The sequence below is a fragment of the Arthrobacter oryzae genome (assembly GCF_003634095.1).
In the GTDB taxonomy this organism is placed as follows: Bacteria; Actinomycetota; Actinomycetes; order Actinomycetales; family Micrococcaceae; genus Arthrobacter; species Arthrobacter oryzae.
In genome coordinates this window covers 228,217-251,519 of the sequence record NZ_RBIR01000004.1, presented here as the reverse complement: position 1 = coordinate 251,519, position 23,303 = coordinate 228,217, and the positions used below count along the sequence as shown (strand labels likewise).

General features: G+C 68.9%; 18 protein-coding genes. 12 read left to right on the top strand and 6 right to left on the bottom strand.

Annotated elements, in window-relative coordinates; translation table 11 throughout:
* Window positions 1–140: 140 nt before the first annotated feature.
* The 3 genes from C8D78_RS11310 (at window position 141) to C8D78_RS11300 (ending at window position 3,802) form a co-directional block, all read left to right on the top strand.
* Window positions 141–1,724, top strand: coding sequence for an acyl-CoA carboxylase subunit beta (locus tag C8D78_RS11310; RefSeq protein ID WP_120953719.1), 1,584 nt, complete (start codon window positions 141–143; stop codon window positions 1,722–1,724).
* Between the two features lie 53 nt (window positions 1,725–1,777).
* Window positions 1,778–2,020 carry an acyl-CoA carboxylase subunit epsilon gene (locus C8D78_RS11305; protein WP_341867119.1) on the top strand — a complete coding sequence of 81 codons (243 nt, stop codon included), beginning with the start codon at window positions 1,778–1,780 and terminating at the stop codon, window positions 2,018–2,020.
* A gap of 81 nt (window positions 2,021–2,101) precedes the next feature.
* On the top strand, window positions 2,102–3,802 hold the full coding sequence (locus C8D78_RS11300; protein WP_425266693.1) for a DUF885 domain-containing protein: 1,701 nt from the start codon (window positions 2,102–2,104) through the stop codon (window positions 3,800–3,802).
* Window positions 3,803–3,900: 98 nt separating this feature from the next.
* Here C8D78_RS11300 and C8D78_RS11295 read toward each other — a convergent pair whose 3' ends face one another.
* Window positions 3,901–4,461 (bottom strand): hypothetical protein, encoded by a 561-nt coding sequence (locus tag C8D78_RS11295; protein ID WP_120953717.1) that lies wholly within the window; start codon window positions 4,459–4,461, stop codon window positions 3,901–3,903.
* A 263-nt stretch (window positions 4,462–4,724) separates the two neighbouring features.
* Between C8D78_RS11295 and C8D78_RS11290 the strand changes: the two genes are divergently transcribed.
* From C8D78_RS11290 to C8D78_RS11280, 3 genes are all read left to right on the top strand, one after another.
* A complete protein-coding gene (locus tag C8D78_RS11290; protein WP_120953715.1) occupies window positions 4,725–5,123 on the top strand; it encodes a YbjQ family protein in 399 nt (132 codons plus the stop codon).
* A 67-nt stretch (window positions 5,124–5,190) separates the two neighbouring features.
* Window positions 5,191–5,913, top strand: a complete 723-nt coding sequence (locus tag C8D78_RS11285) for a TetR/AcrR family transcriptional regulator (protein ID WP_425266692.1) — start codon at window positions 5,191–5,193, stop codon at window positions 5,911–5,913.
* 1 nt (window position 5,914) lies between these two features.
* Window positions 5,915–8,470: an MMPL family transporter gene (locus C8D78_RS11280; RefSeq protein WP_120953713.1), complete on the top strand. Its 2,556-nt coding sequence runs from the start codon at window positions 5,915–5,917 to the stop codon at window positions 8,468–8,470.
* A 180-nt stretch (window positions 8,471–8,650) separates the two neighbouring features.
* Here the strand turns inward: C8D78_RS11280 and C8D78_RS11275 are convergent, their stop codons facing one another.
* From C8D78_RS11275 to C8D78_RS19695, 4 genes are all read right to left on the bottom strand, one after another.
* The gene (locus C8D78_RS11275; RefSeq protein WP_425266691.1) at window positions 8,651–10,291 is read right to left on the bottom strand and encodes an HNH endonuclease; all 1,641 of its coding nucleotides are present in this window, start codon (window positions 10,289–10,291) and stop codon (window positions 8,651–8,653) included.
* Window positions 10,292–10,388: 97 nt separating this feature from the next.
* A complete protein-coding gene (locus C8D78_RS11270) occupies window positions 10,389–11,339 on the bottom strand; it encodes a hypothetical protein (protein WP_208641937.1) in 951 nt (316 codons plus the stop codon).
* Entirely contained in the window at window positions 11,336–12,127 is a 792-nt protein-coding gene (locus tag C8D78_RS11265) for a cytochrome b N-terminal domain-containing protein (protein ID WP_120953711.1), read from the bottom strand. Before C8D78_RS11265 ends, C8D78_RS11270 begins: the two co-directional genes overlap by 4 nt.
* Complete coding sequence (locus tag C8D78_RS19695; protein WP_167467899.1) at window positions 12,124–12,291, bottom strand: hypothetical protein; 168 nt, start codon at window positions 12,289–12,291, stop codon at window positions 12,124–12,126. Before C8D78_RS19695 ends, C8D78_RS11265 begins: the two co-directional genes overlap by 4 nt.
* A gap of 220 nt (window positions 12,292–12,511) precedes the next feature.
* Between C8D78_RS19695 and C8D78_RS11260 the strand changes: the two genes are divergently transcribed.
* From C8D78_RS11260 to C8D78_RS11250, 3 genes are all read left to right on the top strand, one after another.
* Window positions 12,512–13,228 (top strand): Maf family protein, encoded by a 717-nt coding sequence (locus C8D78_RS11260; RefSeq protein WP_120953709.1) that lies wholly within the window; start codon window positions 12,512–12,514, stop codon window positions 13,226–13,228.
* 156 nt (window positions 13,229–13,384) lie between these two features.
* On the top strand, window positions 13,385–15,232 hold the full coding sequence (locus C8D78_RS11255) for an acetyl/propionyl/methylcrotonyl-CoA carboxylase subunit alpha (protein ID WP_167467898.1): 1,848 nt from the start codon (window positions 13,385–13,387) through the stop codon (window positions 15,230–15,232).
* Window positions 15,233–15,322: 90 nt separating this feature from the next.
* The gene (locus tag C8D78_RS11250; protein WP_120953707.1) at window positions 15,323–16,054 is read left to right on the top strand and encodes a glutamine amidotransferase; all 732 of its coding nucleotides are present in this window, start codon (window positions 15,323–15,325) and stop codon (window positions 16,052–16,054) included.
* A gap of 185 nt (window positions 16,055–16,239) precedes the next feature.
* Here C8D78_RS11250 and C8D78_RS11245 read toward each other — a convergent pair whose 3' ends face one another.
* Window positions 16,240–17,652 carry an MFS transporter gene (locus C8D78_RS11245; RefSeq protein WP_120953705.1) on the bottom strand — a complete coding sequence of 471 codons (1,413 nt, stop codon included), beginning with the start codon at window positions 17,650–17,652 and terminating at the stop codon, window positions 16,240–16,242.
* A gap of 293 nt (window positions 17,653–17,945) precedes the next feature.
* Between C8D78_RS11245 and C8D78_RS11240 the strand changes: the two genes are divergently transcribed.
* The 3 genes from C8D78_RS11240 to C8D78_RS11230 are packed head-to-tail and all read left to right on the top strand — an operon-like array spanning window position 17,946 to window position 23,231.
* Window positions 17,946–19,361 (top strand): MFS transporter, encoded by a 1,416-nt coding sequence (locus C8D78_RS11240; RefSeq protein ID WP_120953703.1) that lies wholly within the window; start codon window positions 17,946–17,948, stop codon window positions 19,359–19,361.
* A 1-nt stretch (window position 19,362) separates the two neighbouring features.
* Window positions 19,363–21,675, top strand: coding sequence for a molybdopterin oxidoreductase family protein (locus C8D78_RS11235; RefSeq protein WP_120953701.1), 2,313 nt, complete (start codon window positions 19,363–19,365; stop codon window positions 21,673–21,675).
* Entirely contained in the window at window positions 21,672–23,231 is a 1,560-nt protein-coding gene (locus C8D78_RS11230; RefSeq protein ID WP_120953699.1) for an FAD-dependent oxidoreductase, read from the top strand. The genes C8D78_RS11235 and C8D78_RS11230 overlap by 4 nt, the downstream gene beginning before the upstream one ends.
* Window positions 23,232–23,303 lie beyond the last annotated feature (72 nt).

Here is a 23,303-nt window from a genome sequence, read left to right as displayed (position 1 = left end):
GGGCCGATCGCGTCACTAGACTTGCCATCGAGGCCTTGCTTTTGTGCATTCCAACTAAAGCCGCACGGACCAGGGCCAGCGAGCTACAGCGACTGAACAACCAGCGACCGAACCACCAGCGACAGAGCCGGAGACATTTGATGAGCCACGATCTGACCACGACTGCGGGAAAGCTTGCAGACTTCCGCGACCGCCAGGCCCGTGCCGAGCAGCCCTCCGGCCCGGAAGCTGTCGTCAAACAGCACGCCCGCGGCAAGAAGACCGCCCGCGAGCGCATCGACCTGCTGCTGGACGCCGGATCGTTCGTGGAGTTCGACGCGCTGGCCGTGCACCGTTCCACGGCGTTCGGCATGGAGAAGAAGAAGCCGCTGGGCGACGGCCTGGTCTCGGGCTACGGCACCGTCGACGGCCGGCCCGTCGCCGTCTACAGCCAGGACTTCTCGGTCTACGGCGGCTCGCTGAGTCAGGTCAACGGCGAGAAGATCGTCAAGGTCCAGGAGTTCGCGCTGCGCAACGGCTGCCCCGTGGTCGGCATCCTCGACGGCGGCGGCGCCCGCATCCAGGAAGGCGTCGCCTCCCTGGCGATGTTCGCGGACATCTTCCGCAACAACGTCCATGCCTCCGGCGTCGTCCCGCAGATCTCGCTGATCATGGGCCCCTCGGCCGGCGGTGCCGCCTACTCCCCCGCCCTGACCGACTACGTGGTCATGGTGGACAAGACGTCCCACATGTTCATCACCGGCCCGGACGTCATCAAGACCGTCACGGGCGAGGACGTGGACATGGAAACCCTGGGCGGTGCCCGCCAGCACAACGCCACCACCGGCACCTCGACCTACCTGGCCTCGGACGAGGCGGACGCAGTCGAGTTTGTCCGCGAACTGCTGGACTTCCTGCCCTCCAACAACCTCGCCGAGGCCCCGGTGCTCGAACACCAGCAGGAGCTGGAGATCGACGACGACGACCTCGCCCTCGATGTGCTCATCCCGGACTCGGCCAACCAGCCCTACGATATGCGCAAGGTCATAGAGCAGATCGTGGACGACGCCCACTTTTTGGAGATGCAGTCCCTCTACGCCCCGAACGTGATCATCGGTTACGGCCGCGTCGAGGGGCACACCGTGGGCATCGTGGCCAACCAGCCCATGCAGTTCGCCGGCACCCTCGATATCGCCGCATCGGAGAAGGCCGCCCGCTTCGTCCGGCACTGCGACGCCTTCAACATCCCCATCATCACCCTGGTTGACGTGCCGGGCTTCCTGCCCGGCAAGGACCAGGAGTTCCAGGGCATCATCCGCCGCGGCGCGAAGCTGCTCTACGCCTACGCCGAGGCCACCGTGCCCAAGCTGACCGTGATCACCCGCAAGGCCTACGGCGGGGCGTACATCGTCATGGGCTCCAAGAAGCTCGGCGCGGACCTGAACCTCGCCTGGCCCACCGCCCAGATCGGCGTCATGGGCGCCCAGGGCGCCGTGAACATCCTGTACCGCCGCGAACTCGCCGCGGTGGCCGAGGCCGGCGGCGACGTCGAGGCCAAGCGCGCCGAGGTGGTCCGCCAGTACGAGGAAGAGCTGCTCAACCCATACCAGGCCGCGCAGCTGGGCTACGTGGACGCGGTCATTGCCCCGTCCGAGACCCGCGTGCAGATCATCAAGGGCCTGCGCGCCCTCCGCGACAAACGGGCCGCCCTGCCCGCCAAGAAGCACGGGAACATCCCGCTGTGATCCCCGCAGGCTCCCAGCCCCCGCAGGTCCCCGCCGGATCCCAGGCCTCGCCAATTCAGGCCGGCCCAGCCGACGGCGTGGGCCCAGCCGACGCTCCGGACTTGCCGCTGCTCTCGGTGGTCAAGGGCGAACCGACACCCGAGGAGCTGGCGGCGCTGACCACCGTCGTGCTGTCCCTGGGGCAGGCCGCCCAGGCTGCGCCGGAACGGCCCGGCGTCCGGCACTGGGTCCGCCGGCAGCAGCTCCGGCTGGCGCCCCGGCCGGGTCCGGACGCCTGGCGCCGCAGCCTCGGCTGAGCGGCCGCCCGGCGTCGAACCCGCCCGGAAAAAAGTTCAGTGACTCTTTCATAACCAAGGCGGCCGGGCTAGTCTCGTCGGGTGACTACCGAAACCATCGCCTCAGACAACACTGCACCCGCGCGCCAGCAGACCGCCATCGATGCCGTCGCCGACGCCTACACGGACACCCTCATCCGGCTCAACCCGAGCTTCGCCACCGAGCTCGGCCTGCCCGGGCACGAGACCGAGTACCAGGACTTCTCCCCCGCCGGCCACGAGGAATTCGCGGCCGCCACGCGGGAGGCGCTCGCCGCGCTGGACGGTCTGGAGCCGGTTGACGACGTCGACGCCGTCACCTTGGACGCCATGCGCGAGCGGTTGGGCCTGCAGCTGGAAATCCATGCATCGGGCTGGGACACGGCCGATCTGAACAACATCGCGTCCCCGTCCCAGGACATCCGGGCGATCTTCGACCTCATGCCGACGGACACCGCGGAGCAGTGGGAACACATCGCGGGCCGGGCGCACAATGTCCCCGCCGCGATTGACGGGTACATCGAGTCGCTGCGCTCGGCGATGCAGGACGGCCGGGTAGCAGCGGCCCGCCAGGTGTCGATCGTGATCGAACAAGCCACCAAGCACGCCGCAGATGACGGATTCTTCGCGAAGCTTGCGGCCGGCGCCAAGACCGCGGACGGGCCGCTCACGCCGGACCTGCAGTCCACGCTCGACGCCGGCACGGCAGCCGCCCGGGTGGCCTACGCCCGGCTGGCGGGGTTCCTTGAGGCCGAACTCCTCCCCGTCGCCCCGGCCAAGGATGCCGTGGGCCGCACCCGCTACGCCCTGGCCTCCCGGTCCTTCCTCGGCGCCGCCGTGGACCTGGAGGAGACCTACGCCTGGGGCGTGCAGGAGCTCGACCGCCTCATCGCCGAACAGGAACGGGTGGCCGCCGAAATCCAGCCCGGCGCCACCATCGAGGAAGCCAAGGAGATCCTGAACAACGATCCCGCCCGACAGCTCAAGGGCACCGATGCCCTCCAGGCCTGGATGCAGGAACTTTCCGACAAGGCCGTCGCGGAGCTCGCCGGCGTCCACTTCGAGATCCCGGATGTCATGAAGACGCTGGAGTGCCGGATCGCACCCACGGACGAAGGCGGCATCTACTACACCGGGCCGTCGGAGGACTTCAGCCGCCCCGGCCGGATGTGGTGGTCCGTGCCGGCCGGCGAGGACACCTTCACCACCTGGGCCGAAACCACCACGGTCTACCACGAGGGCGTGCCGGGCCACCATCTCCAGGTCGCCACCGCCACCTACCGCCGCGAGCTGCTGAACAAGTGGCGCCGCAGCGTGTGCTGGACCTCGGGCCACGGGGAAGGCTGGGCGCTCTACGCGGAGAAGCTCATGCAGGAACTTGGCTACCTCAGCGATCCGGGCGACCACATGGGCATGCTGGACATGCAGCGCATGCGCGCGGCCCGGGTGGTGTTCGACATCGGCGTGCACCTGGAACTTGAGGTCCCCGAGCGCTGGGGCAGCGGCATCTGGACCTCGGAGAAGGGCTTCGATTTCCTCCGGGCCAACCTGCCGATCAGCGAGGGGCAGCTGAAGTTCGAGTTCACCCGCTACCTGGGCTGGCCGGGGCAGGCACCTTCCTACAAGGTGGGACAGCGCCTCTGGGAGCAGATCCGGGCGGAGCTTGAAACCCGCCCGGGCTTCGAGCTCAAGGCGTTCCACACGAAGGCCCTGAACATCGGCTCGGTGGGCCTCGACACACTCAAGCGCGCCCTGCTCGGCTAACGAACCGGCCATTCAAAAGGAGAGGTCCCCGGACTCCGGGGACCTCTCCTTTGTGCGTTGCGCGTGTGCGTTGCGCGTGTACGTTGCGCGGCAGGCGGTCAGCGCCCGCCGATCACACCTTTTTCCGCCGCCTTGGTGACGGCGTCTGCCTCCGCCTGGGTCAGGGTCCCGTCCTTGACAGCCTGGTCAAGCCGGGGCTTCAGTTCTGCCGCATGGTTGGCGTACCCGGCGGCGCGCAGTTCCTCCAGAGCCGCCGTGACCTTGGCTTCATCGATGCCGAGTGACTTCGCCAGGGAAGCGGCGAGGGCTTTCTCCCTCGCGGCGTGGTCCGGCCTTTGTCCGTCAGCCGGCGGGGCTGCCGGCCTGTTGGCGTCGCGGAAGGCCCTCAAGGCGTCGATGACCTTGGCCTCGTCGACGCCTAGCTTGGCGGCGAGCTCCTTGGCGCGGTTGCCCAGCTGGGCACCTCCATGGCCGTGATGGCCGCCGTGCATGCCGCGGCCGTCCGCGAAGGCGCCCCCCGGCGCACTGGAACTGGGGGTGGGGCTCGGACTGGGACTCGGCGTCGTCGTGGCAGAGGCCATCCCGGCGACTCCAAGCCCAGCCCCCAGCGCCACCGCCGCGGCCCCCAGACTGAGTGCGATTTTTGTTGTGCGTGACATGAAATGTCTCCTGGATCTGCCGTGCGGTGACGGCGCTTGAAGCTGCCGGCGCTTCCGGGGACGTCCGCCCCATGAGCATCTCCAGTCTGCACCCGCCCCAGCAGAGATTGCTGTTTCCCACCTTTCACTTTCCTGTGAATCAGGCCGTGAGTTCCGGGCTGGCCCGCACCCCGGATCGCTCCCCGGTTCCCGCCCCGGCTGCCGCCGCGAACCCGGCCGTTCGGATGCCCTCGCGCGGGCCGCAAAGTGGGTAGGCTCTGGGCATGCTGATCGTCACATCCAACGACATCCCGGGCCACCGGATCGACGCCGTCTTCGGCGAGGTCATGGGCCTGACCGTCCGGTCGCGGGACATCACCGCCCAGGTCATGGCCGGCTTCCGGTCCCTGGCCGGCGGCGAGGTGCTGGAAATGACGCGGGCCCTCTACGAGAGCCGGCAGCAGGTCATGGCCCGGATGGTGGAAGAGGCCGAACAGCGCGGGGCCAACGCCATCATCGCCATGCGTTACGACACGTCGGCGATCGGGACGAACTGGACGGAGATCTGCGCTTACGGCACCGCCGTTTTTGCCATCCCCCTGGCGCAGCATGAGCCCGGCGCCACGGGCCAGTCAGTTTATCTGACCAATTCCGGCGGGACGGCGGCCCAGCTCAAGCCCTGATTCCGGGCCTGCAGAACCGTTCCCCATATACTTGCGCAGAGTGCAAACATGCACGTAGTGTAAGCGCGTGCCCTCATCCTCATCTCCGTCCGGCGCCCCGGCTACCCCACGCGGCGAGTCCGCGGCCCCGTCCCCCTCGCGCCAAGAACTGAGCCGTCGCGAATTAAACAAAGCCGCCACCCGGCAGGCCATCACGGACGCCGCCATGAACTTGCTCCGCACGCGGGGCCCCGGAAACTTCACGGTGGAGGACATTGCCGACGCCGCCGGCATATCCCGCCGGACGTTCTTCAATTACTTCGGCAGCACCGAGGCAGCGCTGGCCTCGGTGACCCATGCGTTCCTGGACAATGCCCTCCAGCAGTTCCGGCTGCGCCCGGCCGACGAACCCATACTGGAGTCGGCCCGCGCGGCCCTCGTTGAACTGGCCGATCCCATGACCGTGGCGCCGGTAGCCGAGATCTACAGCCTGGGCCAGACCAACCCCCAGCTCAGCCGCTCCGAGCTCGAAGCCTGGGACCACTGCACCGAACAGATCATCGACGCCGCCCGTGAGCGCTTCGCCCAGGGTTCCGGTGCCGGGGTCGACGAGCTGTACCTGCGCGCCCTGGCCGGCTCCGTCATCTCCTGCGGCAAGGCCGCCATGGACGTCTGGTTCGCCCGCTGCGGCGGCGACCTCGGCCCCGAGTCCCTATCCGTCCTGCGCCAGCTCCTCATCGATTCCATGGGCCTGCTCGGCTCCGGCTTCGCGCCACACTCCCCCGCCACCCCTTCCCCAGATCGGCACTGACATGGCCCTTTTGCTCTATCGTCTCGGCAAGTTCTCCTACCGCCACCGCTGGCTCGTGATCTCCCTCTGGCTCGCCGTCATGGTGGCCGTCGGCGGCGCAGCGGCGGCCTTCCACGGCACCATGTCCAACAACTTCCAGATCCCCGGCACTGAGACCCAGCAGATGGCGGACAAGCTTAAGCAGGAACTGCCCAAATCCTCCGGCGGTTCGGCCGGCGTCGTGTTCGAGTCCAAGGACGGCCAGTTCACGCAGGCCGGGAAGGACGCGGTCTCGGCCGCACTCACCAAGCTGAAGACACTCCCCGAGGTCCAGGGCACCGTCGACCCGTTCGCCACCCAGGCCCAGCTGGATAAGGCCGTCACGGATGTCGCCGCCGGGGAGCAGAAGTCTTCCGCAGGCAAGGCGAAGCTGGATGCGTCGGCCGCTCAGCTGGCGACCGGCAAGGCACGGCTCGCCGCTGCCGAGCAACAGATGGCCGCAGCCGGGATGACTCCGGAGATGATCGCCGCCCAGCTCGGCCAGCAAAAGGCCGCGCTGGCCGCTGGCCAGGGCAAGCTCGACGCCGGGACCAAGGAGCTCGAGGCCGGCGCCGCCAAGCTTGCCGTTGCCAAGCGCCAGCTTGCCGCCTCGCAGGGCATGCGGTTCGTGTCCGAGGACGGTACCGCAGCGATCGCCCAGATCCAGTTCAAGACCTCCATCAACGGGCTGGCCCCCGCCGTACGCCAGCAGGTCCAGGACATCGTCCACGAAGTCTCTTCCGCCGGCGTGACCGCCCTTGCCAGCAAGGAGATCACCGAGGACGTCTCGGAGCTGTTCGGCATCTCTGAAATTCTCGGCATCGCCATTGCGGCCCTGGTGCTCATCGTCATGCTGGGAACGCTGATCGCCGCCGGGCTCCCCCTGCTGATGGCCCTCGTCGGCGTGGCCGTCGGCGTTGGCGGCACCTTCGCCCTCAGCGGCGCCGTCGACATGAGCTCCATCTCCCCCATGCTGGCCCTCATGCTGGGCCTCGCCGTCGGCATCGATTATTCGCTGTTCATCGTCAACCGGCACCGCGGCCAGCTGCTGGCCGGGATGGACGGGGAGGAATCGGTGGCCCTGGCCACCGGCACGTCAGGTAACGCCGTGCTGTTCGCGGGCCTGACCGTCATCATCGCCCTCGCCGCCCTCGTCATTCCGGGTCTTCCGTTCCTGGCCGTCATGGGCCTGTCCGCGGCCGCAACGGTGGCTGTCGCCGTCGTCGTCGCCCTGACCCTCACCCCTGCCATGCTGTCCCTCATCGGTCCCCGGCTCATTTCCCGCCGCGCCTGGGCGAAGGCGGAGCAGCACAATGCCGCCCCGGGCCACGAGAGTGAGGACCGAGCCCGCGATGAACGCCGCAGCACCCGCGGCTGGGGCGGCCTCGTCACCCGGCATCCGGTGCTGGCGCTGCTGGCCGGCGTCCTGCTGCTGGGCATCGTGGCCCTGCCGGCCAGCCAGTTGCGGCTCGCCCTGCCCGACGGCGGATCCGAGCCCGTTGAATCGCAGGCGTTCAAGGCCTACGACGTCACCGGCCGCAGCTTCGGCGAGGGCATGACGGGCCCGATCATCGTGGTCGGCGACTTCCCGGCCGGACTCAGCGAAGCCGAGGCCACGGCGAAGCAGCTGGACGTCGCGGACATCCTCCGCGGTACGGCCAACGTCACCGCCGCCGTTCCGGTGGCCCTGAGCGAGGACCGCCGCACCGCCGTCTTCCAGGTCATTCCCAAGGAGGGCCCGGCCAGCGCCAGCACGGTCAAGGTGGTCTCCGAACTGCGCGCCGAAAAGGGCCAGATCAAGGATTCCACCGGCGTCGGCATTGGCCTCACGGGTCAGACGGCCGGGAACGTGGACGTGTCCACCAAGCTTGGCGACGCCCTACCGCCGTACCTGGCGATCGTCGTCGGGCTCTCGCTGATCCTGCTACTGCTCGTGTTCCGCTCGATCGTGGTGCCCCTGCTGGCCACCGGCGGTTTCCTGCTCTCGCTGGCGGCCGCTTTCGGAGCCGTCGTCGCGGTCTACCAATGGGGCTGGCTGGGGAACGTGTTCGGCGTCGAAAATCCCGGCGCCGTGCTGAGCTTCCTGCCGATCATCCTGATCGGGGTGCTGTTCGGCCTGGCCATGGACTACCAGGTGTTCATCACCTCCGGCATGCGTGAATCGTTCATGCACGGCGAATCGGCCAAGCATGCGGTCCGCACCGGTTTCAGCCATGCCGCGTCCGTGGTCACCGCCGCCGCCATCATCATGGTCAGCGTGTTCTCCGGCTTCATCTTCTCGCACCTGAACATGGTCCGGCCGCTGGGCTTCGCGATGGCGTTCGGTGTGCTGGTGGACGCGTTCGTGGTGCGCATGACGATCGTCCCGGCCGTGATGTACCTGCTCGGCAGCAAGGCGTGGTGGCTGCCCCGCTGGTTGGACCGGCTCCTGCCCGACGTCGACGTCGAGGGCGCCAAGCTCCACCACCCCGCACGCGCCGCCGCCCCCTCGCCCGAAGCCGAACCCGACGCCGAACCCGAAGAGGTGGCCGCCCGCTAGGGTTTACCAGTTTGGTTGACCGCTCTGGGCGGGGTGCCTAAATCGCGGGGTGCTCTAAACAAGTGCCGAACGAAGCACCAGACCAACTGCCCGCCGGCAAAGCCCCAGGCCTACTGCCCGCCGATCCTAGGATCGGCGGGCAGTTCTTATGTCGGGTGGCGGGCGCCGGTGCTCGCCGCATCACACGCTGCCGACGCCGGCCCTTGCCTTGGCAGTACCCGGCACAATCCCGACCGACCGTGCTCGCTTGAGCATGTCGGCGCGGTGTAGGAGCCGACGGCGGTACCCGAAGCCGGGCTGGACCGTGCGAGGCAGGACCGTGCCGGGCAAGGCCGTGCCGGGCAAGGCCGTGCCGGGCAAGGCCGTGCCGGGTGGGGCTGGTGCGGTGGACCTGTAGGTGTGGCCGGTGGGGGTGGTGAGTTCGATCGTGTGCCTGTGACCGGGTCCCGGCGCGGATCCGGGCCTGGACGCCACATCGGGTTGGGGCTCCGGTCCGGGGAGCGGGCGGGCGGTCCAGCCGGGGGTTTCTTTGGTGTGGTTGCAGGCTTCGCAGAGTCCGGCGCCGTTGGCGACGGTGGTGGGGCCGCCGTCGTGGTGCGGGATGATGTGGTCCAGGTGGCGGATGGGGGCATCGCAGTAGGGGGTGCGGCAGGTGTGGTCGCGGGCGGTGATGAAGCGGCGGGCGCCGGCGGGGAAGATCCGGGCGCGGGAGTCCATGCCTATGAGGTCGCCGGTGCCCGGGTGGGTGTAGAGCCGCCGGAGCCAGAGCGCGAACGCGGGGTCGTGTCCACCGCTGCCGCCAGCAATCCCTCCGGTACCAACCTCGCCGGCAGCGCCCGGGGGCCGGCGTGCGGCGGGGCCGGTGTCCCCCGGCGGGGCGCCGCTCTTGGCGGTGCCGCTGCCGCTTCCCGGGGCCGGCCCGGATCGTTGGGCGTTGGTGAGGAGGGTGCGGGCCCATTCGGCGGGGACGATGCCGTAGCCGGGCAGCACGGCCGGTTCGGCGTCGGACTGGAAAAGGGTGCGGTCGGTCAGGATGACCTGGATCTCGACCCCGCTGATCCCGCCGGGGGTGCCGGTGGTGCGTTCGACGAGGGCGTCGGCCATGGCCTGGCCGCGGGTGCGGGGGTCTCCGGCGTTGCGGAGGGAATCGGCGTGCCGGGTCAGGGCGGTGTGGACGGCCACCCCTTCGGCGACCGGCAACAGCGCGGTCAGGTGGCACATGGTGTCCGGGGCCGGGCGCAGGCTGACGTGCCGTTCGGTGGCGGCGTGCGCCGCGCGCTGGGTGACGGAGCGCGGGTCCCGCCGGTGCGCGGCGGCCCGTGCCGCGGCAACAATGGCCCGGTCACCGGCGCCGGCGAACGTGCCGGTGTCGGGCGCCAGTTCCTCGTCGACGGCGGCCCGGTCGGCCGGGGTCAGGCAGGCGGTTTCGCGCACCAGCAGGGTGGCCCGCCATTCGTTGAGCTCACCGGTTTCCAGCCCGGCGAGGGTGTGGGGCATTTCGGTCACGAGGGCCTTGGCCAGGCCCAGGAGCTGCCCGCCCTTGGCCGGGGATTCGCGCCGGGCCAGGGCGATCTGCGCGCCGATCCCGGCCCCGAGCTTATCCGCGGCCATCCCGGCGTCGGCCTGCTCGCGGCGTTGGGCGATATCGAATGAGACGGCGAGCCGGGCCTGTTCGGCGGCCGCGGCGGATTTAAAGTCTTCGAGTTCGCGGATCCGGTCGATCAGCCCGGCACAATCCGTCGCCCGCGGCGGCCCGGCGATCGGCAAGGCGGCGGTGAAGGACTCGCCACCGCGAGGTCCTGCCACTGGTCCGAGAGCCACATGGGGCCCCTGTTTGCCGTCCACAAATCCAGTGTCCCCGAGACCTACGACAATTCAGGCAGCTGCCGAAAAAGGTCCGTCGCAGCCGCCGGATACCTCAGCGGTTCCGGTAGTAGTCCTTCCAGACCAGGCGGTGCAGCGGGATCAGCCGCGGGATCGACCTCAGGCCGGGGATGAACGGTAGCAGGGCCAGCAATGCCGTGAGGACCAGCATCGTCACGACGACGAGGGCATCGGCATTGGGCGCGGACTTGAACGGTTCCACCTGGTAGAGCAACGAGAAGAGCCACAGCCAGGACTGCCCGGGCGTATCGCCAGTCTCGTTCATCACGCCCCACTGGTCCCCGGACAGGTGCTGGCTGGCTGCAAGATCCGGGAAGTAGCCGCCGTCGCCCAGGAAGAGGAGGCTGCGCGTGTAGTCCATGTTGTAGAAGTTGCCGCCGCTCGGCAGCACGCCGTCGAGACTTCCTTGGCGCGCCATGTCCAGCAGTGCTCCGGTCAGCGCGGGGACGGGCCCATAGTCGCCGGCAGCCACCTTGGCGGGGTCGTTATCGGGCGCGGCGGCGAGGGCGTCGGAGTAGGCGGCTGCCCAGTCGGAGCGCTGCTGCGCTGTGGCGGCCTTCCAACGGGCCAGGGCTGTCGGTGGGGACGGCAGCGTCGACAGCGGGGTGATCACGAAGTCATTGGCGGTATCAATTGGAAGGCGGACGCCGGAGAGGCTTTGAAGGTCCACGGGGCCGATATTCTGCGTAGCGCCCGCAGTCGAGTTGTAGGGCGGCCCGTATCCGGCGGAATCGCTGGTGCCAGCGAGCTCTTTTGCGGCGGTGCCGACAAAGTCCGCAGGGGCGGACGTGGCCCACGCCTTGAGGCTGACACTGGGCTCATCCGGGGACCCGAAGATGGCGGAAACGCCGAGCACCAGCAGGCCGACCACGACGACGCCGATGATCAGTTCCTTGATGAGGTCATATTCGCGGACGGTGCCCGTCCAAGGCCGGCTGGCGACGTCGTCCGTCTTCCGCCAAGAGACACTACTTTTCCTGGTCATTGCGCTGCGCCCCTGGGTTCGATACCGCTGGGTTGGGTGCCGCTCGATTCCGCCGACGCCGGGACTTCCGCCGGTTCCGCGGCTTCGGCAGGCTCCGCGGCTTCGGCAGGCTCCGGGCGGCTGTGAAGCAGCTGGGCGTCGGACTCCGCGGCCTCGAGCGGAGGTGCGACGCCGTGGACCCGGACCAGCAGGACGTGCAGGACCACCACGGCGCCCACGGCCAGGGGCAGCAGCGTGACGTGCCAGGTGAAGAGCTGGCCGAGATTGGCCACGTTGAACCAGGCGCCCACTCCGACTGCGTTCAGCGCGTCCTTCGCTTCAAAGGCAATCCACTGGGAATCGAAGTTCGTCTGGAGCAGATACCCGGTGAAGGCCGCCACGATGGAAACGACAAAGGAGATCACGCCGGTGATCCAGGTCAGTGCTCTGCCCCCGCGCCACGCCGCCATCCAGAATTTCAGCCACAGGTGGACCACCATGAAGATGAAGAAGAGCTCCACGCTCCACAGATGGGTGCTGTTGACGAAGCTCCCCAGCGAGGAAACGTGGTACCACTGGGGTCCGTTCAGTCCCAACACGATGCCGGAGATGATGATCCACAGCAGGGACGCGATGGCCCCCATGCCGAAGACGTACGCCCAGGACATGACATAGCTTGGCTGGTCCTCGGGCAGGAGCTTGTCCGGCGGAAGCTTCCTCAGGAGCCACCGGCGGGCCCTGCCGGTCAAGGTGTGGGCGTCTGCTTCATCGACCGGCGCACCCTGCCCCGGTGTGGCCTGGGCGGTCATTTCCGCCGCTTCCCGCCGGGAAACGGAAGGACCAAGGCCAGGATGAACAGAATAATCATGACGACGATCACGATCAGGTTTCCGGACTGGATCGTGAATCCGTCCCAGCCAAAATATGTTCCGTCACCGACCATGCCAACGCTTGCCACTAGCCATCCAGTCATGGGCTGCTCGATTCTCTGTAGTGTCCCGAGGCAACCACACCATGAGCAAGTATCCGTAGCCAGAGTCTTTCGCCCCCGGGTGGCATCCGGTCGTGGCTCCCAGGAGTGAGGAAGCCCCCGCGCTAGATGCAACGCGGGGTCACTTAACGCCCGTCAGACCCCGCCGGATGGGCCGTAAGTGACCCCGCGTTGCTTTGATGCGGTGGATTAGGCTGGATCCGTGACCCGTCTCATTCTTGCTTCCCAGTCCCCCGCCCGCACCAAGTTGCTCAGCCACGCCGGGATCCGGCATGAGGTCCTCGTTTCCGATGTGGATGAGGACGCCGTCCAGGCCCGGTATGGAGTGACGGACCCGCACGACACCGCCCTCCTGCTCGCCCGTGCCAAGGCCGAGGCCGTCGCCTCGCTGCCCGAGGCCGACGGCGCAATCGTGATCGGCTGCGACTCGGTCTTCGAGTTCGACGGCGAGGCGCACGGCAAGCCGTACACGGCCGACGTCGCCCGCGAACGCATGCTCCGCATGAGCGGCAGCATGGGGGTCCTGCACACCGGGCACTGGCTCGTGGACTGCCGCGACACGGACGGCGAAGACACGGACGGCGGCGACACTGACGCAGCAGACGACGGCGGCGGCGTCAGCACCCGCGGCACCGGCGCCACGCTGGGCTCGGTGTCTTCCGCCGAGGTGCACTTCATGGAGATGAGCGCCGGCGAAATCGAGACCTACATCGCCACCGGCGAGCCGCTGCAGTGCGCCGGCTCGTTCACGATCGACGGCTACGGCGGGGCGTTCATCCGCAAGGTCGACGGCGACCCCCACACCGTCGTCGGCCTCTCCATCTCCACCCTTCGCGCGCTGCTCGGCCAGGCAAATGTGGGCATCACGGAGCTCTGGACCGGCGGGGCTGTGGACCCGGCGGACGTCCGTGCCGAGTGAGAACCAAGCGAGTGCCGCTGAGCGCGGAATGAGCCATTTCGCCGCGCTTTGTGGCAACCCTACAAAGGAAGGGCCGTTTACGCGCGGAATCCGCAAGTAATATCGGCGGAACCCACAAAACCGCGCTAGGCTCCCTGAAGGAAAGAAGGAGACGCCTTGTCAGCAAATTCGGAGCAGTCCGCCACCACCGTGCCGGGATCAACGCAGTCACTTGCAGCCGCGGGCACCCGCCCGCTCAGCAAGGTGCTGATCGCCAACCGCGGAGAAATTGCGGTGCGCATCATCCGCGCCGCCCGCGATGAAGGCATCGCCTCGGTGGCCGTCTATGCGGACCCCGACCGTGACGCGCTGCATGCCCGGCTCGCCGACGAGGCCTACGCCCTTGGCGGCAACACCGCCGCGGAGTCCTACCTTGTGATGGACAAGATCATCGACGCCGCTCGCCAGTCCGGCTCCGACGCGATCCACCCCGGGTACGGCTTCCTGGCCGAGAACGCCGAATTCGCCGCCAAGGTGATCGACGCCGGCATCACGTGGATCGGGCCCTCCCCCGAGGCGATCTCGGCCCTGGGCGACAAGGTCCAGGCCCGCCACATCGCCGAGAAGGTCGGCGCGCCACAGGTTCCCGGCACTGCCGACCCCGTGGAGTCCGCCGAGGAAATCCTCGAGTTCGTGGACAAGTTCGGCCTGCCGGTCGCCATCAAGGCGGCCTTCGGCGGCGGCGGCCGCGGTATCAAGGTGGCCCGCACGCGGGAGGAAATCCCCGAACTGTTCGAATCCGCCGTGCGTGAGGCCACCGCCGCCTTCGGCCGCGGCGAGTGCTTCATCGAGCGCTTCCTGGACGCCCCGCGGCACGTTGAGACCCAGTGCCTCGCCGACGCCCACGGCAACGTCGTGGTGGTCTCCACCCGCGACTGCTCGCTCCAGCGCCGCAACCAGAAGCTCGTTGAGGAGGCCCCGGCCCCCTTCCTGACGGAAGAACAGAACCGGCGCCTCTACGAATCGTCCAAGGCCATCCTCAAGGAGGCCGGCTACCTCGGCGCCGGCACGTGCGAATTCCTCGTCGGCCAGGACGGCACCATCTCCTTCCTCGAGGTCAACACCCGCCTCCAGGTGGAGCACTGCGTCTCCGAGGAAGTCACCGGGATTGACCTCGTCCGCGAACAGTTCCGGCTTGCCCGCGGCGAAGAACTCGGCTACGGCGACCCGGAAGTCCGCGGCCACTCGATCGAATTCCGCATCACCGGTGAGGATCCGGGCAGGAACTTCATCCCCGCCCCCGGCACCATCACGCGGCTGTCGAACCCCACCGGCCCCGGCGTCCGCGTCGATTCCGGCGTGGAGCAGGGCGACGTCATCAGCGGCAACTTCGACTCCATGCTCTCCAAGCTGATCGTCACCGGCGCCACCCGCGCCCAGGCCCTCCAACGCTCCCGCCGCGCCCTCGAGGAGATGGTGGTCGAAGGCATCCCCACCGTCATCCCGTTCGACCTCGCGGTGGTTACCAACCCGGACTTCGCCCCGGCCGAGGGCCCCTTCAAGGTCCACACCCGGTGGATCGAGACGGCCTTCGTCAACGACATTCCGGCCTGGACCCCCACCGGCACCGAGGCTGAAGCCACCGACGCCGGCGACCGCCAGCGCGTCGTCGTCGAGGTCGGCGGCAAGCGCCTTGAGGTTGTCCTGCCGGCGTCGCTGGGCACCGCGGGCAACACGGGCGGCAAGCCCGCCAAGGCCAAGAAGCGCTCCCGCAGCGGCGGCGCAGCCGTCGCCGTGAGCGGCAACGCGCTGACCTCCCCCATGCAGGGCACCATCGTGAAGGTTGCCGTCGCAGAGGGCGACGCCGTGGCCGAAGGCGATCTCGTCGTCGTGCTCGAAGCAATGAAGATGGAACAGCCGCTCACCGCCCACCGTGCCGGCATCGTGATCGGGCTGTCCGCTGCGGCCGGCGAGACCGTATCCGCCGGCGCCATCATCGCCCTGATCGAGGACGGCGACGCGTAGTAGGGCGCGCCGAACACTAAGACGGTACGACGCCGACGGTCACGGGCGCGCCTCTGGCGCCTCCGTGACCGGCCGGTGGAAACTTGGTGTGTGAAGCCATTCCTGCTCCTCGCCTCGCGCGCGGAAGACACCGCCGCCGAGGACGAATACCGCGCTTATCTCCGCTATGGCGGACTCCGCCCGGAACAGCTGCACCGCATCCGGATGGAGGCCTCGCCGCTGCCCGAGCTGGACCTGTCCCGCTATTCCGGCGTCATAGTGGGCGGCAGCCCCTTTACCTCCAGCGACCCGGCCGAGCACAAGTCCGCCACCCAGCACCGGGTGGAGCGTGAACTCGCACGGCTGCTGGACAGGATCGTGGCCGAGGACTTTCCTTTCCTCGGCGCCTGCTACGGCGTTGGAACTCTTGGGCTGCACCAGGGCGCCGTGATCGACCGCACCTACGGGGAAGGGCTGGGCGGCGTGGCCATCAAGCTGACGGCGGACGGGCTGCAGGACCCCCTCCTGCGGGGGCTGCCGGAGAGCTTCACGGCCTTCACCGGCCACAAGGAGGCCTGCACCGTCCTGCCCTCCCACGCGGTGCTCCTGGCGAGCTCGGCGGCGTGCCCGGTGCACATGTTCCGGATCAAGACCAACCTCTACGCTACCCAGTTCCACCCCGAGCTCGATGCCGAAGGACTCGTCACAAGGATCGACATCTACCGCCATGCCGGCTACTTCCCGCCCGAATCGGCCGAGGTGCTGATGGAAGACGCGCGGCAGTTCACCGCGACGGAACCGATGAAGATCCTGCAGAACTTCGTGGAGCGCTACGCGGTCTAGGTGCCTCCTGCCGCGCTGCCCGGGCGTTCCTGTCCGGCCCTACCGCCAGCCGTCGTGCCCGAGCGTGCCGGCGTTCCTGCCCGGTTGCTTCCGCGCGGCCGGCTGCCAACCCCCTGCCGACACGGAAATGCCCGGCGTGTTCAGTGAACACACCGGGCATTTCCGTTTGCAACCGGGAAGGAGCGTCAGGCCACGTTGTTGGTGTAGTCCAGGTCCCGGGTTTCCTTGCTCACGAACAGGGCGATCAGCGTCAGCACGGCCATGGACGCGAGGTAGACGCCCACCAGCACGGTGCTGCCGCCGGCCAGTTCCCAGAGCCAGACGGCGATGAACGGAGCCACGGCGGCGCCCAGGATGGACGAGACGTTGTAGCTGATGGCGGAGCCGGTGTAGCGGACGTTGGTCGGGAACAGCTCCGGCAGGAGCGCACCCATGGGGCCGAATGTCAGGCCCATGAGTGAGAAGCCTATGACCAGCAGCGCCATGGTGCCCACAAATCCGGCGCTGAACAGCGGCACGAACAGCAGGCCGAAGGCGAGGATGCCGAAGGTGACGGCGATCAGCATCTTGCGGCGGCCGAACTTCTCGGCCAGCGGGCCGGAGACCAGCGTGAAGATGCCGAAGAACACGACGCCGGCGATCAGCATCCAGAGGAAGTCGTTCCGGGTGAAGCCCAGGCCCGGGACGAACGCCGCGGCGGCGGCGTCGGTCATCGGCTTGCCGGTCTTCGCGGCGGCGGCCTTCGCCGCGTCCAGGCTGGCCGGCCGGGTTCCGTAGGTCAGCGTGAATGTGGTCATCAGGTAGAAAAGCACGTAGGTGGCGAGCATGATGAACGTGCCGAGGATCAGCGGGCGCCAGCTGGTCTTGAAGACCCGCGCCAGCGGCAGCTTTGCGACCTCTTTGGATTCCAGGACCTTGGTGAAGGCGGGGGTTTCGATCAGCTTGAGACGGACGTAGAGGCCGATGATGACCATGACGGCGCTGGCCAGGAACGGCACGCGCCAGCCCCAGTCCATGAAGGCCTCCGGCGTCAGGGTGTAGCTGAAGACCAGGAAGATCACGTTGGCGATGATGAAGCCAATCGGGGCGCCCAGCTGCGGGAACGTGCCGTAGATGGCACGCTTGTTCGCCGGGGCGTTCTCGGTGGCCAACAGCGCCGCGCCGCTCCATTCCCCGCCGAGGGCAAGCCCCTGGGCGAAGCGCAGGACCACGAGCAGGGCCGGGGCCCAGAAGGCCCAGCCGGGGACGGTCGCCGTCGGCAGGCAGCCGATCAGGAAGGTGGCAATGCCCATGGTCAGCAGCGAGGCGACCAGCGTGCCCTTGCGGCCGAACTTGTCACCGAAGTGGCCGAAGACGATCGAGCCGAGCGGCCGGGCGATGAATGCGACGCCGAAGACGGCGAAGGAGCTCAGGAGCTGCGTGGTCTCGTTTTGCCCGGGGAAGAACAACTTCGGGAAAACAAGCACGGCGGCGGTGGCGTACACGTAGAAGTCATAGAACTCGACGGTGGTGCCGATCAGGCTGGCGACAATCACGCGGCCGCGCGAGTTCACCTGCTGGGCGGACCCATGCTCCGCGGAGGTTGCAGTGGATGACATGTAGTAGCGCTTTCATGAAGACCGGACGGATATTCCCCCAAAGCCCGTTGCCCGGGCCGCCCGGCAAGGATTCGTATATGTCTGATAATAGTTCCCACCGTCCACTGAATGGACAAATGTTCCGCCATTTGGACATCGTGTCGTCGTCTCACGTAACGGTCGTCGCGGCAATTCTCACACCGTCATAAAAGCCCCGATAGGCAAAAGTCACAGCGCGTTAATAAACCGCGACCGTCCCCGAAACGCGGGATCCCTACCTTTGAAGGACAACACCCCCCAAGGAGGTCTCCCAAGTGACTGCTGAACGCACCGCCGAAATCGGCACCGTAGATGCCGGCCCGGCCCGCACTGCCGACACCCTTACCCTCGATCACCGGCCCGGCCGCTGGATCGCCAACTGGGACGCCGAAAACAAGGAGCAGTGGGAGTCGGCCGGCCGCTCGATCGCCCGGCGCAACCTGAACTGGTCCATCTTCGCGGAGTTCCTCGGCTTCGTGGTGTGGCAGCTCTGGTCGATCGTGGTGGTCCAGCTTCCGGCCGCCGGTTTCAAGTTCTCCACCAACGAGATCTTCTGGCTGATCTCCATGCCGAGCCTCGTGGGCGCCACGCTGCGGATCCCCTACACCTTCATGGTGCCGCGCTTCGGCGGCCGCAACTGGACCATCGTGTCCGCCCTGTTGCTGTTGATCCCCACAATCAGCCTGGGCCTGTGCGTCGCAAACCCGGCCACGCCGTTCGGCCTCATGCTGTTCGTCGCGGCGCTGGCCGGATTCGGCGGCGGCAACTTCGCCAGCTCGATGGCGAACATCACCTTCTTCTACCCCGCCCGGGAAAAGGGCTGGGCACTGGGCCTGAACGCCGCCGGCGGCAACCTCGGAGCCGCCGTCGCGCAGCTGGCCGTCCCGATCGCCATCACCGTGCTGGCAGCGGGCACCGTGAACCTGCCGGTGGCCGGCTTCATGTGGGTTCCGCTGATCCTGCTCGCGGCCTTCGGCGCCTGGAAGTACATGAACAACCTCACCAGCGCCAAGGGCGACGTCGCGGGCTCGCTGGCCGCGGTCAAGGAACCGCACCTGTGGATCATGGCGCTGCTGTACATCGGCACCTTCGGGTCGTTCATCGGCTTCGCCGGCGTGTTCCCCAAGCTCATCAAGGACTACTTCCCGGCGTTCTCCTCCATCTCCGTCGGCACGGTGGCCCTCTCCCTGGCCTTCCTCGGCCCGCTGGTGGGATCCCTGGCCCGCCCCTACGGCGGACGCATGGCGGACCGGATGGGCGGGGCCCGCATGACCGTCGCCGCCTTCGCGGCCATGGCCGTCATCACCCTGACCATGCTCTGGACCCTGCCGCTGAAGAACTTCTGGCTCTTCCTGGTCCTGTTCCTGTTCCTCTTCACCGCCAGCGGCTTCGGAAACGGCGCCACTTACCGCATGATCCCGATCATCTTCGCCACTTCCAGCCGGGCCGCCCGCTCCGGCGCCAGCGCGGTCACCACCCAGCGGCTCGCGTCCTCGGCCCTCGGCCTGATCTCGGCGATCGGCGCCTACGGCGGATTCATCATTCCCCAGGTCCTCAACGCCTCCAACACCGCCAGCGGCTCCTACACCTCGGCGTTCTACGGATTCGTCGGGGCCTACATCCTGATGCTGGCCGTCTGCTGGTTCTGCTACATCCGCAACGCCAACCGAAACGCGATGGGACACGTCTAACATGACCGCCAGCGCCGATACGCACTGCCCCTACTGCGCCCTGCAGTGCGCCATGACGCTCACATCTCCAGCGGCTCTGACCCCGGCTATCCAGCCGGGGTCAGACCCCGTAGCGGCTAGCCCGGCCGCCGCCGCGGTGCCACCCGCAAACGGGCCCCTCCTCACCGTGACCGGCAGGGATTTCCCCACCAACCGCGGCGGCCTGTGCCGCAAGGGCTGGACCTCCGCGTCGCTGCTGGACCACAGCGGCCGCGTCACGGAGCCGCTGCTGAAGGGCGCCGACGGCGTGCACCGCCCGGTGAGCTGGGACGAGGCCCTCCTGCGGATCGTCTCTGCCGTGAGGCGGACCCGGGCCGAGCACGGGGCGGACGCCGTCGGCGTGTTCGGCGGCGGCGGCCTCACCAACGAGAAGGCCTACCAGCTGGGCAAGTTCGCCCGGCTGGCGCTGGGCACCTCGCGGATCGACTACAACGGACGGTTCTGCATGTCCTCGGCCGCCGCGGCCGGCATGCGCGCCTTCGGCCTGGACCGCGGCCTGCCGTTCCCGCTGACGGATCTCGACGCCGCCAGCACCATCCTGATGCTCGGCTCCAACGTTGCCGAGACCATGCCTCCCTTCGTCCAGCACCTGCAGGGCGCCCGCGACGCCGGCGGGCTGATCGTCGTCGACCCCCGGCGCTCCGCCACCGCGGCGTTCACCTCCGACGGCGGCGGCCTGCACCTGCAGCCGCTGCCCGGCACCGACCTCGCCCTGCTCCTGGGCATCTCCCACGCCGTGATCCACGAGGGCCTCGCCGATGCCGCGTACATCGCGGACCGGACCACCGGCTACGACGCCGTGCTGCGCAGCGTGGGACGCTTCTGGCCGGAACGGGTCCAGTCGATCACCGGCGTCCCCGCCGGACTGATCCGCGACACCGCCCGGCGGCTGGCCGACGGCGCCGGCAAGGGCGGGAGCTACATCCTCACCGGGCGCGGCGTGGAACAGCACGTCGACGGCACGGACACCGCCACGGCCGCCATCAACCTCTCCCTCCTGCTGGGGCTGCCCGGTTCCGCGCGCGGCGGCTACGGCACGCTCACGGGCCAGGGCAACGGCCAGGGCGGCCGCGAACACGGCCAAAAGGCCGATCAGCTCCCCGGCTACCGCAAGATCACCGACCCCGCCGCCCGCGCCCACGTGGCAAAGGTCTGGGGCGTGCCCGAAGCCCTTATTCCGGGTCCCGGCCTCCCCGCCGTCGAACTCCTCAAGTCCCTGGGACAGCCCGACGGCGTCCGGTGCCTCTTCGTGCACGGCGCCAACGTGGCGGTCTCCGCCCCCGATGCGAACGCCGTGATCGCTGGCCTGCGGAGCCTGGACTTCCTGGTGGTGTGCGACTTCTTCCTTTCCGAGACGGCCGCCGAGGCGGACCTGGTCCTGCCGGTCACCCAGTGGGCCGAGGAAGAAGGGACCCTGACGAACCTCGAGGGCCGGGTGCTGCGCCGCCGGCGGGCCCTCACTCCCCCGCCCGGGGTCCGGAGCGAGCTGTGGATCATGACCCGGCTGGCCGAAATGCTGCACGCGCCGTCCACCTTCAGCGAGGACCCGGAAACCGTGTTCGAGGAGCTCCGGCTCGCGTCCTCGGGCGGTCTGGCCGACTACTCGGGGATCGGCTACGCCATGCTGGACCGCGGCGAGGCCGCCTACTGGCCGTACCCGTCGGGAAGCACCGGCACGCCGCGGCTCTTCCTGGACGCCTTTGCCCACGCGGACGGCCGGGCGGTGTTCACACCCGTTGCGCCCCGGCGTCGTTCTGCCTCTTCGGGCGCCGTTTCCCCGCCGGAGCCCCGACACGCTGATCGGGGAGGCGCTGATCGGGGAGGCGCCGGTCGCGGCGGCCCTGCCCAGGCAGGTACGCCGATGACCCTCATTACCGGCCGCCTTATGGAGCACTACCAGTCCGGGGCCCAGACCCGCCGCGTCGCCGAGCTGGCCGAGGCACGGCCGGAAGCACGGCTGCAGCTGCATCCCGCCGCGGCCGCGGCCCAGGGCATCGCGGACGGTGACTTCGTTTCGATTTCCAATGAACGCGGCGTGGTCAGCTGCCGGGCCGAGCTCACCACGGACATCCGCCCGGAGACGGTGTTCCTGCCGTTCCACTTCCCGGAACTCGAGAGCGCCAACCGGCTTACCGAGGCAGCCACGGACCCTATTTCCGGGATGCCCGAGTTCAAGACCAGCAGGGTGTGGATCAGCCCGGCGGTTTCCGCGGAGGTCCCGGCCGGGGGGGCCCGCGTTCACACGCGCGTTCTTCAAGCAGAGGAGACCTCATGACGGAGCGGATTGTGGTGGTGGGCTTCGGGCCCGTCGCCGCGCGGCTGATCGACGAACTGCTGCCTGCCGTGCGCAGCGGTATCGCGCACCTGACGGTGATCGGCGAGGAGGACGAGGCCGCCTACAACCGGGTCCTCGTGGCCGATCTGGGCGTCGGCCGCACGTCGGTGGCCGCCCTGGCCCTGGCGGATGCGGCCGCACTGGTGGCCGACGGCGTCGATGTCCGGCTGGGCGTCCGCGTCCGGCGCGTCGACCGGGCCCGGCAGCAGGTCTTGTTGAGCGACGGCACCTCCCCCGGCTACGAGCGGCTCGTCTTCGCCACCGGCTCCCGACCTGTGATCCCCAACCTCACCGGGCTCAACCCGGACCCGGCAGCCCCGGTGCTGCCGCCGGGCGTGACCGCCCTGCGCGATCTCCGCGACGCGTCCGTGCTCCACTCGGCGGTGGCCGGCGGCAAGCGCGTGGTGGTCCTCGGCGGCGGCGTGCTCGGCCTGGAGACGGCCCTCGCGGCGGCCGAGGAAGGCGCCACCGTGACCGTGGTGCACAACGGCCCGCATCCGCTGGGCCGGAACATCGACCGCGGCGGCGGTGCCGTGCTGGCGGCGTCCTTGCGGAACTGCGGCGTGCGGGTGGCCTGCAACGCCCGCTCCGTCGGCGTCGAGCACAACGCGCCCGACGGCGGGTTCTCTGCACTGCTGCTCGATGACGCATCGGCGATCGACGGCGACCTCCTGGTCCTCTCCTGCGGCGTCCGGCCGCGGACCGAACTGGCCGAAGGCTGCGGGCTCCCTACCGCCGCCGGGATCCTGGTGGACCACAGGCTCCGCGCCCACCACGAGACCCACATCTTTGCGATCGGCGACTGCGCCGAGGTCCGCTGCCCGGACCCCGAGTGCGTTCAGTGCCGGACCGCGCGCGGTCCGTCCGGGCTGGTGGGCCCGGGCTGGCGGCAGGCCGAATGGCTGGCCGATTACCTGACCCTGCTGGCGTCCGGCGCTCCGGCCGAGGCGGAGGCCCTGCCGGCGCTTGCCGCCGAACTCCCTGGCGTGATCGTGCTCAAGGCGCGCGGCATGAACATGGCCGTGGCCGGCGATGTGTCCGCCGAGCCGTGGGACGAGGAAGCCCTGACCGCCGGTGCCGTGAACGGCCGGGCGCGGCTGCAGATCGCGCAGTGGGCCGATCCCGAGCACGGCCGCTACGTCAAAATGACCACCCGCGCCGGCGTCCTTGAAGGCCTCGTGGCCGTGGGCATGCCGCGCACCTCCGCCGAGCTGGTGCAGCTGTTCGAACGCGGCGCCGAACTCCCCGCGGACCGGTCGCTGCTGCTCCGCCTGGACGGGCCCGACCAAGCCGCTGCCGCGGGGGCCGTTGATCCTTCGCGCACCGTCTGCCGGTGCGCCGGCGTGAGCGGGACAGCCATTGCCTCTGCTGTTACCGACGGCTGCGGGACCGTGCCCGAGGTATCGGCGGCCACCCGCGCCGGCACGGGCTGCGGCGGCTGCCATGACGACATCAAAGGCATCATCGAGGCGCACTTCCAGGGGGCTGTTGCCTGAGCCGGAGGATGAAGTCCATCCCTGAACGCGCTCCGAGCGAAGTGCTTCGTTGTCCGGCGCAAGGTGGTTTAA